We start from the raw sequence: 11,471 nt of genomic DNA on the forward strand, positions 1-11,471 counted from the left end.
TTTGGAGATCACCCAGTTGCTTCCGGAATTCGGGGGCCTCATCTGGACGCTTCTGGCGTTTGTCATCGCGCTTTCGGTGATCGTCGCGATCCATGAATACGGCCACTACATCGTCGGACGCTGGTCTGGGATCCATGCCGATGTCTTCTCGCTTGGCTTCGGGCCGGTGCTGCTGAGCCGCGTCGACAAACGCGGCACGCGCTGGCAACTCGCGGCGCTGCCCTTTGGCGGCTATGTGAAGTTCAAGGGCGACTCCAACGCCGCCAGCGGCACCTCTGACGAAGAGGTGATGCGCCAGATGACCGCCGAAGAGCGCCGCCAGACCATGACCGGCGCGCCGCTCTGGGCCCGCGCGGCCACCGTCGCGGCGGGGCCGGTGTTCAACTTCGCGCTGACCATTCTGCTTTTCACCGGCATCTTCATGTTCCAAGGCAAGGTGGCCGAGCCGCTGACCGTGGGCGAGCTGCGTGCCACGCCCAGCGTGCAGGAGCTGCAGGTCGGCGACGTGCTGCTTGGGATCGAGGGCACGCCCACGCCGTCCTTTGACGATGCCGAAGGCTTCGAGGCGTTCCTTGAAGATCTGCCACAGCAGAACACGCTCACCTATGACGTCGAACGCGATGGCACGCGGATGGAGGTCACCGGCCCCTATGTCTATCCGCCGGTCGTCTCGCAGGTGGTTCCGCGCTCGGCGGCCATCGATGCGGGCATGGAGGCGGGCGACGTCATCATGTCGATCGACGGGGTGCCGATCTTCGCCTTTGATCAACTCAAGCAACGGGTTGAAAGCTCGGATGGCGAGACGCTGGGGCTGGAGGTCTGGCGCAACGGCGAGATCCTTGATCTAGCGCTGACGCCGAAGCGGACCGATGAGCCGCTGCCCGATGGCGGCTTCCAGACCGTCTATCGGATCGGCATCGTCGGCGGCATGGTGTTCGAGCCTGCCACCGAAGCCGCCGGGCCGGTCGAGGCGGTGCAGGGCGCGGTGCTGCGCACCTATGACATCGCGGCGGGCTCGCTGTCGGGGCTGTGGCACATGATCGCGGGCAATATCTCGTCGTGCAACCTGTCGGGGCCCATCGGCATCGCCGAGACCTCGGGCGCCATGGCCTCGCAGGGCGGGCAGAGCTTCCTGACCTTCATCGCGGTGCTGTCGACCGCCGTTGGCCTGCTCAACCTCTTCCCGGTGCCGGTGCTGGATGGCGGGCATCTGGTGTTCTACGCCTATGAGGCCGTCGCCGGCAAACCGCCGTCGGACAAAGCGCTGCGGATGCTGATGTCGGTCGGCCTTGTGCTGATCCTGAGCCTGATGGTCTTTGCGCTGACCAACGACCTCTTCTGCCCTTGATCGGGGAGCGTGCGGACTACGCGCGGGCAGGGCGGGCCATTGGGCTCGCCCGCCACCCGAAAAATTTCCCGAGCGGCGCATAATCCTGCCGTAAATCAGCCATAATGCACCGATATTTCCCGAGCCTCAGGTATAGCGCATCGGGGGATAAGATGCAGACCCTACAGAATGGTTATCGCGGGCTCGGCCTGCTGCTTTCGATCAACTGGGAACGGATGTTCTTCCCGGCGGTGATCCTTGCCGCGTTGTATTTTGGCGCCTTCCTCGGAACTCTTTGAGACATCGCCGTTTCGTCTTTTGACAAGACCACTTCCAGCCGCTACTCACTTAAAAAAAACACGGCGGAGTGGACAGCGAGCATGAGCATCGGGCAGAAGACGGGCAGCCCCCGCATCAGGACTTACGCGCACCGCGCTGGCGTTTCGGCGCTGGCGCTTTCGCTTGCGGCGGCAGTGACCTTTACGGCACTTCCCGAAGCGGTTTTCGCGCAGTCCTATTCGTTCAATCAGGTTCAGATCGAAGGCAACGAGCGGATCGAATCCGGCACCATCCTGAGCTATGCGGGCATCGCTCGCGGCCAGACCGTGGATGCCGGGGAACTCAACGCCGCCTATCAGCGGATCGTTGAATCGGGCCTCTTCGAAAGCGTCGAGATCACCCCGCGCGGCAACACGCTCGTGATCGAAGTCACCGAGTTTCCGACGGTCAACCAGATCGCCTTTGAGGGCAACCGCCGCCTCAAGGACGAAGACCTTGCCGCCATCGTGAAAACCCAGTCGCGCCGCGTCTACAGCCCGCGTCAGGCCGAGGCCGATGCCGCCCAGATCGCGCAGGCCTATGTCCAGCAGGGCCGTATCGCCGCGCAGGTCACGCCGAAGCTGATCCGCCGTTCGAGCAACCGCGTCGATCTGGTGTTCGAGATCTTCGAAGGTGGCGTCACCGAGGTCGAGCGCATCGGCTTCGTCGGCAACCAAGCCTATTCCGACGGACGCCTGCGCCGCGTGATCGAGACCAAACAGGCCGGGCTTCTGCGCGCGGTGATCCGCAGCGATACCTACATCGAAGACCGCGTGGCCTTTGACCGGCAGCTGCTGCAGGATTTCTACGCCTCGCGCGGCTACGTCGATTTCCGCGTGACCGGCGTCAACGCCGAGCTTTCCGAAGAGCGTGACAGCTACTTCCTGACCTTCAACGTCGAAGAGGGCCAGCAGTTCGACTTCGGCCGCATCGGCGTTGCCAGCGATCTGCCGGAAGTGAACGTCGAGAGCTTCCGCAACGCGCTGAGCCTCAAGTCGGGCCGCGCCTATTCGCCCGCAGAGGTCGACAAAGAGATCATCCGTCTCGAGCGTCTGGCCACCCAGCAGGGGCTGAACTTCGTGCGCATCGAGCCGCAGGTGACGCGCAACGAGCGTGATCTGACGCTGGATGTGACGTTCAACCTGATCCGCGGGCCGCGCATCTTCGTCGAGCGCATCGACATCGAAGGCAACACCACCACGCTTGACCGCGTCGTGCGTCAGCAGTTCGACACCGCCGAGGGCGATCCGTTCAACCCGCGCGCCATCCGCGAGGCGGCAGAGCGCATCCGCGCGCTTGGCTATTTCTCGGACGCACAGGTGGAGGCCCGCGAAGGCTCGACCCCGCAGCAGGTCATCGTCGATGTGAACGTCACCGAGCAGCCCACCGGCTCGATCGGTTTCGGCGGTTCTTATTCGACATCCGACGGTTTCGGCGCATCGATCTCTTTCGCCGAGCAGAACTTCCTCGGCCGCGGTCAGCGACTGTCGTTCGGCATCAACACCGCGTCGAGCACCCAAAGCTACACGTTCAACTTCGTGGAGCCCGCGTTCCTTGGCCGCGACGTCGCCTTCGGACTCGCGCTCAGCTATAAGGAAACGTCTTACGACAGCGCCGACTACGACACGGCGACCGGGATTTTCCGGCCCAGCCTGACCTTCCCGATCTCCGAAAACGGGCGTCTCGGCGTGCGCTATACCGCGCGGTACACCGACATCATCGACGAAGATGATGACGTCGGCAACGTCGTGACCGCCGAAGCTCAGGAAGACGCACGCTGGGACAACATGGTTGGCTATACGCTGAGCTATGACACCCGTCGCAGTGGGCTTGAGACCGACCGCGGCATCCTGCTCGAGTTCGGTCAGGACTTTGGCGCAGGCGGTGACACGCAATTCGTTCAAACCGATTTTCGCGCCATCGCGCAGACCATGGTCTGGAACGATGAGGTGACGCTGCGGGCCACGCTGCAAGGTGGGGCACTCAACTACGTCGAAGGCGACAGCCGCGTGACCGACCGCTACATGCTGACCGAAAGCATGCTGCGCGGTTTCGAATACGCTGGTATCGGCCCGCGCGAGTACAATGAGGACGACGACATCGACTCTCCGCTGGGCGGTAACTACTACGCCTCGCTGCGGCTCGATGCAGAGTTCCCGCTTGGCCTGCCCGAAGAATATGGCATCACCGGTGGTGTGTTCTACGACGTCGGCTCGGTCTGGGGCCTTTCGGATGACACTATCGCCAAGGCGGATGGCAACGACGTTCTCTATGAGGATTTCACTGCGCGCTCGTCGATCGGCGTATCGATCCTCTGGGACTCGGTGCTGGGGCCGCTTCGCCTGAACTTCTCGACCCCGGTGTCGAAGGAAGAGCATGACAACGAGCAGAACTTCAGCCTCTCGCTTTCCAGCACCTTCTGATCGGATGGCGCGCAGCACCCTGCGCGCCGCCGCTTTCGGGCTGGCACTGGCGATCGGCGCGACAACACCGGCTCTGGCGCAGGACAATATGCGCCAGGGCATCGTGCAAAGCCCGATTGTGACCATAGAGGTCGACCGTCTCTATTCTTCGAGCGATTTCGGGCAGAAGACCTCTGCCGCGCTCGACGCTGCGGGTGCGACCATTGCCGCCGAGAATCGGCGCATCGAAGCCGAGCTGACCGCCGAGGAAAAATCCCTCACGGAGAAGCGCCGCTCGATGGACCCGGTTGCGTTCCGCAAGCTCGCCGATGCCTTTGACATCAAGGTGCAGGATCTGCGCGACGCTCAGGACAGCAAGGCGCGCAAGCTGGGCAATGTCTCGGAAGAGCGCCGGCGCGAGTTCATCTCCAGCGCAGAGCCGGTTCTGGCGCAGCTGATGCGCGAGGCCGGGGCCTTGGCCATTCTCGATCAACGCTCTGTGTTCCTGTCTGCGGGGGCGATCGACATCACCGATGCGGCGATCGAACGGCTCAACGATGTGCTGGACGATCCCGAGCCGCTGCCCGACTTTTCGGGCGATGACGAAAGCGCGCAAGAACCGGACACTCAGGCAGGGCCGCTCAAGCCCTGAGGGGCCGCCGCCGCCCGCGCTCTGTTTCAAAGCGTTACGGGCGCGCGTGCCCTGACGTGCCGCGCCGCTTGCCCCGCGCCGCAGGGATTGCTAGGGGAAGGGCGACTTTTTCCTTTTGAAAGGCCCACGATGACCGAGACGCTTCTCAGCGCTGACATCCAGCTGATCCAGCGCATCCTGCCGCATCGCTACCCGTTCCTGCTCGTCGATAAGGTCGAAGAGATCGACGGCACCAGCTCGGCCGTGGGCATCAAGAACGTCACGATGAACGAGCCGCATTTTCAGGGCCATTTCCCCGGCCTGCCGATCATGCCGGGCGTGACCATCGTCGAGGCCATGGCGCAGACCACCGCTGTGATGGTGGGCGTCGCGCTCGATCTCGCGGACAAGGACCTGAAGGTCTATTTCATGGGCATCGACAAGTGCAAATTCCGCCGCAAAGTGGTGCCGGGCGATGTGCTGAAGATGAAGGTCCGCACCCTGCGCGGCAAGCCGGGCGGCAAAGTCTGGAAGTTCGAGGGCGTTGCCGAGGTCGATGGCGAACTGGCCTGCGAAGCCGAATTCACCGCGATGATGGACCTGCCGGCGTGACCGAGACCGTGATCCACCCCAGCGCCTATGTCGAGCCGGGCGCACAGATCGGCGCGGGCTGTAAAATCGGCCCGTTCTGCCATATCGGCCCCGATGTGGTGCTGGCCGACAACGTCGAGCTGAAAAGCCATGTGGTCGTCACCGGCCGCACCGAGATCGGCGAAGACACGGTGATCTTTCCCTTCGCGGTGATCGGCGAGATCCCGCAGGACCTGAAGTTCCGCGGCGAAAAGACCGCGCTGGTGATCGGCAAGCGCAACCGCATCCGCGAGCATGTGACGATGAACGCCGGCACCGATGGCGGCGGCGGGGTCACCCGTGTGGGCGACGACGGTCTGTTCATGGCAGGCTGCCATGTGGCGCATGATGCGCAGGTCGGCGACCGGGTGATCTTGGTGAACAACTCGGCGCTTGCAGGGCACTGCGTCATCGAAGACGACGTGATCGTCGGCGGGCTCTCGGGCGTGCACCAATGGGTGCGCATCGGACGCGGCGCCATTATCGGTGCGGTCACCATGGTGACCAACGACGTGATCCCCTACGGCCTCGTGCAAGCCCCGCGCGGCAAGCTCGACGGTCTGAACCTCGTGGGCCTCAAGCGTCGCGGTGTCAGCCGCGCCGACATCACCGCGCTGCGGGCGGCCTTCCAGATGCTGGCGCAGGGCGAGGGGGCCTTTGCCGACCGCGCCAAGCGCCTCGGCGATGAGACCCAGAGCGAGTATGTGCGCGAGATCGTCGCCTTCATCCTCGGCGACAGCGACCGTCATTTCCTGACGCCGGGCTGAGCGCATGCTGGCGCTGATCGCAGGGCAGGGCGATTTGCCACGGGCGGTGGTGGACGCGCTGCCCGAACCGGCGCTGATCTGCGCCATGGAAAGCTCGCCGCCCGACAGGATCGCGCCCGATCACCTGTTCCGCGTCGAGCAATTGGGCAGTTTCTTTCGCTGGCTTAAGGCGCGCGGCGTCACCCGCGTGTGCATGTGCGGCGCGGTCGGTCGGCCCGACGTCAAGCTGTCCAAGCTCGACCTGCCGACGCTGATGCTGTTGCCGCGCGTGCTGCGCGCGCTGAAGCGGGGCGACGATGGCGCGCTTCGGATCGTCATCGGGATGCTCGAGGACAGCGGCTTTCAGGTGATCGGCGCGCATGAGGCCGCGCCCGCGCTGCTGCCCGAGGCCGGTGTTCTGACCGCCGCACAGCCGGGCGACGGTGCCGCCGCCATGGCGGCACTGGCCGATCAGGTGAGCCACCGACAGGGGCTTCAGGATCTAGGACAGTGCTGCGTCATCTCGGGCGATCAGGTGGTCGCGCAAGAGGACGCGCGCGGCACCGACGCCATGCTTGGCGAATTGCCCCCGGTGCCCGGCGGGCTGTTCTACAAAGCGCCGAAACCGGGCCAAGAGCGCCGCGCCGACCTGCCGGTCATTGGTCCCAACACCGCCGTCGGCGCGATCCGCGCGGGGCTGTCGGGGATCGTGATCGAAGCGGGCGGCGTGATGATGCTCGACCGCGCGGCGGTGATCGAAATGCTGGATGCCGCAGGGCTCTTCCTGTGGGTACGGGAGCGGGACGCATGAAAGTTTTCATCATTGCGGGCGAGCCCTCGGGCGATCGTCTGGGCGGCGCTCTGATGCATGGGCTGAAGGCGCGGGTGCCCGATGTCTCCTTCGAGGGGATCGGCGGCGAGCGGATGCTTGAGGAGGGGCTGCAGAGCCTCTTTCCCATGGATGAGATCTCGATCATGGGCATCACCGAGATCCTGCGCCACTACGGCGCGCTGAAGGCCCGCATCCGCCAGACCGCCGATGCCATTGTCGCCGCCAAGCCCGACGTGCTGATCACCGTCGATCTGCCCGAGTTCTCGCTGCGCGTCGCCAAGCTGGTCAAGGAACGCTCGGACATCCGCACGGTGCATTACGTCGCCCCGACGGTCTGGGCGTGGCGTCCGGGGCGCGCCGCCAAGATGGCCAAACACATCGATCAGGTGCTTGCGCTGCTGCCGTTTGAGCCGCCCTATATGGAGGCTGCTGGCATGCGCTGCGATTTCGTCGGCCATCCGGTGGTGACCGACCCGCAGGCAAGCCATAGCGAAGAGGCCGAGTTTCGCCTGCGTCACGGTATCGGCGATGCGCCGCTGTGCCTGATCCTGCCGGGCTCGCGCCGGTCAGAAATCAGCCGCCTTGGCCCGGTCTTCGGTGAGGCGCTGGAACAGCTGAGGGACGCGCGGCCCGAGCTGCGCTACGTGCTCCCTATGGCGGGGCCGGTGGCCGATCTGGTGCGCGAAACCGTGGCGGACTGGCCGGTGAATCCGATCCTGCTTGATCCGCGCGCGCAGGGCGAAGCGGGCAAGGCCGAGAAACGCGCCGCCTTTGCCGCCGCCGATGTGGCGCTCGCCGCCTCGGGCACCGTGGCGTTGGAGCTTGCCGCCGCCAGCACGCCCATGGTGGTGGCTTATGACATGGGCTGGCTGTCGCGGCAGATCATCTCGCGGCTGATGCTGGTGGACTCGGTAAACCTTGTGAACCTCGTCACCGGCAGCCGCAGCGTGCCGGAATATGTCGGCGATGCCTGCAGACCGGGACCGATCGCCGATGCGGTGCTGCGGGTTCTCGACGCCCCGCAAGAGCAGATCGCCGCGATGCGCGACACGATGGAGCAACTGGGCAAGGGCGGACCGCCCCCCGGCCAGCGCGCTGCAGACGCGGTGCTCGACGGGATCCGGCGAGCCGGGTAACCCCAGTTTCGGGAAATGCCGAAATACAAATAAGCCCCGACATCCTCGCGATGCCGGGGCTTTGTTTTCTGGGCCTTAGCCGCGCTTACTGGCGCAGGGCGCTGGTCTCTTCATAGCCAGCGGTGAAGCCCGATAGCGACATGTCCAGCTCCACCTTCTGATCCGGCGCGAGCGCGGGAACGATGGTGATCTTGGCACTTGCGCCGCCCTTGAAGCGGTTCACGTCTTCTCCGGTGAAGCCGACGCGGGCGTAGCAGCCCACCGGGGTGCAGAACGAGAAATCATAGCGTTTCGCCTGACCGCCATCGACGGCAATGGTCATCTTCTGCGTCAGCAGCGTCTCGAGCGGCACGACGAACGTGCCGCCAGCCGCGACCTGGCCCCCATTGGCGACGCGGAACAGGCTGACCTCGGCAACGTTATTGCCGTCACCATCCTGCAGGAGCTGGTACATCTGGCACGGATCTTCGGCCTCGCTGCCCTCGGGGGCGCGCAGACACTGAAGCTCCCACGAGCCATGGGTGGCTTTGACGTAGGTTTCGGGCTGGTTCTGGCCCGCTGCCGGTGCGGCTGCGGCGCCAGCGCCGGTGTCTTCGCCCAGCGACAGGCCGCCCGGCGCGACAGATCCTTCTGCCGCTGCAGCGGGCGCGTCTTCGGTCTCGGCGGTGTCCTGCGCATAGGCGGGCAGCGCGACGAGCGCAGCGGCCAGCGGCAGCACGCGCAGAATGTGAAGCGGTGTGGTCATGGTTTCCCCCTGAACGTTCATTCTTGCCTCACTGATCGCTTAGCATGCACGTCAAACGGTGTCAGTCGGGAATTCCTCGCGATCACGAGAGCGGCAAAAAAGCGCGAAACTAGTTCAAAAAAAAGAGAAAAGGGACCGTGCGGTCCCCTTTCCCTTGCTCCCTGTCGGACCGGCCGACTTTGTCATTGACGGGACGCTACGAAACTCTTCGGCACCGGTCAACAGGCTTTGCAAGGTCAGGGCTACACTTTTGTGCAAAAGGCCGCGCCCGAAACACGGACGCGGCAAGTCAGACAGGGAGGAAGTTCGCCCGAGGCAGGAGAGGACATGTTGCCCCGGACGAATTTCATACTGGCACCAAAGAGTTAAGATTGTATGCTCGGGGGCGGGCCGGATTTGGCAGAGCAAAGCGACATCGGAGGCGGGTCATGGAAAGTGACGTTTTTGTAGGCGGTGGCGGCGAAGGCTACTCCGAAAAACAATACCTTGGCCTGAAGTACGGCAATCGCCACGGGCTCATCGCCGGGGCGACCGGCACCGGCAAGACCGTCACGCTGCAGATCCTCGCAGAAGGCTTTTCCGCAGCGGGCGTGCCGGTCTTCCTGTCGGACGTGAAGGGCGATCTTTCGGGGCTCGCGCTGGCCGGGTCGGAAAGCGCACCGCTGCATGGCCCGTTCACCGAACGCAATGCCACCATAGGCTTTGATGAGTTCACCTATCAGGCGTTCCCTGCGGTCTTTTGGGATCTCTTCGGCACCAAGGGCCACCCGGTGCGCACCACGGTGGCCGAGATGGGCCCGCTGCTGCTGGCGCGGCTTTTGGAACTTACCGAAGCGCAGGAGGGCATTCTCAATATCGCCTTCCGCCTGTCGGACGAGCAGGGGCTGCCGTTGCTCGATCTCAAGGACCTGCAATCGCTGCTGGTCTGGGTTGGGCAGAACGCCAAGGACCTCAGCCTGCGCTACGGCAATATCTCCACCGCCTCGGTCGGGGCGATCCAGCGGCGTCTTCTGGTGCTCGAGAACCAAGGCGGCACGCGGCTGTTTGGCGAGCCGGCGCTGGATCTGGCGGATCTGATGCGCTGCGCCCCGGACGGACGCGGACATATCAACATCCTCGCCGCAGATGCGCTGATGGGCGCGCCCCGGCTCTACGCCACCTTCCTTTTATGGCTGTTGTCGGAGCTTTTCGAGGAGCTGCCCGAGGTGGGCGATCCCGACAAGCCCAAGCTGGTGTTCTTCTTTGACGAGGCACATCTGCTGTTTGACGATGCACCCAAGGCGCTGGTCGACAAGGTCGAGCAAGTGGCGCGGCTGATCCGCTCGAAAGGGGTCGGCGTCTATTTCGTCACCCAGAACCCCGATGACATCCCCGAAGACATCCTCGGCCAGCTTGGCAACCGCGTGCAGCACGCGCTGCGGGCCTTCACCGCGCGCGACAAGAAGGCGCTCAAGCAAGCCGCCGAAACCTATCGCCCGAACCCCGCCTTCGACACCGAAACCACCATTCGCGAGGTCGGCACCGGCGAGGCTGTCACCTCGTTTCTGCAAAAGAAGGGCGTGCCGGGCATCGTGCAGCGCACACTGGTGCGCCCGCCCAGCTCGCAGCTTGGCCCGATCACCGACGCCGAGCGCACGGAACTGATGGACGCCTCAACGCTCAAGGGCAAATACGACACGCCGGTGGATCGAAACTCGGCGCATGAGATGCTCAAGGCGCGCGCCGAGGCCGCGGCGCGCGAGGCCGAGGCGGCCGAGACCACCAGCACGGCGCAGCAAACGCTCGAGGCCGAGGTGCGCGACTATAACCGTGCGCGCCGCTACGATCCGACGCCGCGCGCCGGGGCCCGCTCGAGCAGCAGCAAGAGCCGCAGCACCCGCTACAGCGCCCCCGACAGCATCGGCGAGGCGCTGGGGCAGGCGGTGCTGAAAGAGCTTTCGGGCACTACCGGCAAAAGGCTGGTGCGCGGCATTCTTGGCAGCCTGTTCAAGGCACGCTGAGGAAGGAGGAGCCGCAGGATGGGGATGGGACTACAGATCCTTCTGGGCACTGGGCTGCTGTTTCTCTGCGCGCTGGTGCAGATCTGGCTGGTGTCGCTGGTGGGGCCGCGGCTGATGCGCCACGCCGCGCGGCCCGAATTGCAGGCCAGCCGTTTGAAGCTGTTTGTGCTGATCTGCGCGGCTTTCGGCGCCATGGTGGTGGCACATACGATTCAGGTCTGGATCTGGGCCGCGAGCTTTCGCCGCCTCGGGGCCTTCGAGACGCTGAACGAGGCGTTCTATTTCGCCGTCGTCAGCTACACCACGCTGGGCTATGGCGACATCACGCTGGGCGAGGGGATGCGCATCTTCGGCAGCTTCGCGGCGATCACCGGGCTGCTGACCTTCGGGGTCAGCACGGCGTTTCTGCTGGCGGTGCTGACCCGGCTGCGCCCGATGCTGGGCGAACCATGACGCGGGGGCGCTGCCCCCGCACGCAGGTCAGACACGGGGCTCTGCCCCCGTACGCAGGTTAGACACGGGGGCTCTGCCCCCGTACCCCCCGGGATATTTTTGCCAAGAGGAAGGGGCCGGGATCAGAACCAACTGTCGACCGTGCGCGAGGCGCGCGAGACGTCCTGTCCGAAGCCATCGACGGTGCCGCAAGCGGCAAGCGGGGCGGCCAGAAGGGCGATGAGGATAAGGCGTTTCATACTGTCTGCTCG

Annotated in this window: 12 protein-coding genes; 10 read left to right on the forward strand and 2 right to left on the reverse strand. The window is 64.8% G+C overall.

What is annotated here, in order from left to right:
• Position 1: 1 nt before the first annotated feature.
• From rseP to lpxB, 8 genes are all read left to right on the forward strand, one after another.
• Positions 2 to 1,348 carry an RIP metalloprotease RseP gene (gene rseP, locus AYJ57_RS00895; RefSeq protein WP_066099881.1) on the forward strand — a complete coding sequence of 449 codons (1,347 nt, stop codon included), beginning with the start codon at positions 2 to 4 and terminating at the stop codon, positions 1,346 to 1,348.
• A gap of 152 nt (positions 1,349 to 1,500) precedes the next feature.
• On the forward strand, positions 1,501 to 1,626 hold the full coding sequence (locus AYJ57_RS26545; RefSeq protein WP_257784696.1) for a hypothetical protein: 126 nt from the start codon (positions 1,501 to 1,503) through the stop codon (positions 1,624 to 1,626).
• A gap of 81 nt (positions 1,627 to 1,707) precedes the next feature.
• Positions 1,708 to 4,068 carry an outer membrane protein assembly factor BamA gene (gene bamA, locus AYJ57_RS00900; RefSeq protein WP_066099883.1) on the forward strand — a complete coding sequence of 787 codons (2,361 nt, stop codon included), beginning with the start codon at positions 1,708 to 1,710 and terminating at the stop codon, positions 4,066 to 4,068.
• Positions 4,069 to 4,072: 4 nt separating this feature from the next.
• A complete protein-coding gene (locus tag AYJ57_RS00905) occupies positions 4,073 to 4,699 on the forward strand; it encodes an OmpH family outer membrane protein (RefSeq protein WP_066099886.1) in 627 nt (208 codons plus the stop codon).
• Between the two features lie 129 nt (positions 4,700 to 4,828).
• Entirely contained in the window at positions 4,829 to 5,290 is a 462-nt protein-coding gene (gene fabZ / locus AYJ57_RS00910) for a 3-hydroxyacyl-ACP dehydratase FabZ (RefSeq protein WP_066099889.1), read from the forward strand.
• Positions 5,287 to 6,075 (forward strand): acyl-ACP--UDP-N-acetylglucosamine O-acyltransferase, encoded by a 789-nt coding sequence (gene lpxA, locus AYJ57_RS00915; RefSeq protein ID WP_066099892.1) that lies wholly within the window; start codon positions 5,287 to 5,289, stop codon positions 6,073 to 6,075. Before fabZ ends, lpxA begins: the two co-directional genes overlap by 4 nt.
• 4 nt (positions 6,076 to 6,079) lie before the next feature.
• A complete protein-coding gene (locus AYJ57_RS00920; RefSeq protein ID WP_066099895.1) occupies positions 6,080 to 6,865 on the forward strand; it encodes an LpxI family protein in 786 nt (261 codons plus the stop codon).
• Complete coding sequence (gene lpxB, locus AYJ57_RS00925) at positions 6,862 to 8,022, forward strand: lipid-A-disaccharide synthase (protein WP_066099899.1); 1,161 nt, start codon at positions 6,862 to 6,864, stop codon at positions 8,020 to 8,022. Before AYJ57_RS00920 ends, lpxB begins: the two co-directional genes overlap by 4 nt.
• 85 nt (positions 8,023 to 8,107) lie before the next feature.
• On the opposite strand, the gene AYJ57_RS00930 is transcribed toward lpxB, so the two are convergent.
• Positions 8,108 to 8,767, reverse strand: coding sequence for an invasion associated locus B family protein (locus tag AYJ57_RS00930; protein ID WP_066099902.1), 660 nt, complete (start codon positions 8,765 to 8,767; stop codon positions 8,108 to 8,110).
• Positions 8,768 to 9,195: 428 nt separating this feature from the next.
• Here AYJ57_RS00930 and AYJ57_RS00935 point away from each other — a divergent pair, with 428 nt between their 5' ends.
• Positions 9,196 to 10,767, forward strand: coding sequence for a helicase HerA-like domain-containing protein (locus AYJ57_RS00935; protein WP_066099905.1), 1,572 nt, complete (start codon positions 9,196 to 9,198; stop codon positions 10,765 to 10,767).
• Between the two features lie 24 nt (positions 10,768 to 10,791).
• Positions 10,792 to 11,220, forward strand: coding sequence for a potassium channel family protein (locus AYJ57_RS00940; protein ID WP_193789498.1), 429 nt, complete (start codon positions 10,792 to 10,794; stop codon positions 11,218 to 11,220).
• A gap of 122 nt (positions 11,221 to 11,342) precedes the next feature.
• Here the strand turns inward: AYJ57_RS00940 and AYJ57_RS00945 are convergent, their stop codons facing one another.
• Entirely contained in the window at positions 11,343 to 11,459 is a 117-nt protein-coding gene (locus AYJ57_RS00945; protein ID WP_066099911.1) for an entericidin EcnA/B family protein, read from the reverse strand.
• Between the last annotated feature and the right edge of the window lie 12 nt (positions 11,460 to 11,471).

The sequence above is a fragment of the Salipiger sp. CCB-MM3 genome (assembly GCF_001687105.1).
Taxonomy (GTDB): Bacteria; Pseudomonadota; Alphaproteobacteria; order Rhodobacterales; family Rhodobacteraceae; genus Salipiger.

Excerpts from the sequence above, each read along its gene's own strand:
- AYJ57_RS26545 (WP_257784696.1), top strand. The coding sequence starts at position 1,501 with ATGCAGACCCTACAGAATGGTTATCGCGGGCTCGGCCTGCTGCTTTCG.
- bamA (WP_066099883.1), top strand. The coding sequence starts at position 1,708 with ATGAGCATCGGGCAGAAGACGGGCAGCCCCCGCATCAGGACTTACGCG.
- AYJ57_RS00905 (WP_066099886.1), top strand. The coding sequence starts at position 4,073 with ATGGCGCGCAGCACCCTGCGCGCCGCCGCTTTCGGGCTGGCACTGGCG.
- fabZ (WP_066099889.1), top strand. The coding sequence starts at position 4,829 with ATGACCGAGACGCTTCTCAGCGCTGACATCCAGCTGATCCAGCGCATC.
- AYJ57_RS00920 (WP_066099895.1), top strand. The coding sequence starts at position 6,080 with ATGCTGGCGCTGATCGCAGGGCAGGGCGATTTGCCACGGGCGGTGGTG.
- lpxB (WP_066099899.1), top strand. The coding sequence starts at position 6,862 with ATGAAAGTTTTCATCATTGCGGGCGAGCCCTCGGGCGATCGTCTGGGC.
- AYJ57_RS00930 (WP_066099902.1), bottom strand. The coding sequence starts at position 8,767 with ATGACCACACCGCTTCACATTCTGCGCGTGCTGCCGCTGGCCGCTGCG.
- AYJ57_RS00935 (WP_066099905.1), top strand. The coding sequence starts at position 9,196 with ATGGAAAGTGACGTTTTTGTAGGCGGTGGCGGCGAAGGCTACTCCGAA.
- AYJ57_RS00940 (WP_193789498.1), top strand. The coding sequence starts at position 10,792 with ATGGGACTACAGATCCTTCTGGGCACTGGGCTGCTGTTTCTCTGCGCG.
- AYJ57_RS00945 (WP_066099911.1), bottom strand. The coding sequence starts at position 11,459 with ATGAAACGCCTTATCCTCATCGCCCTTCTGGCCGCCCCGCTTGCCGCT.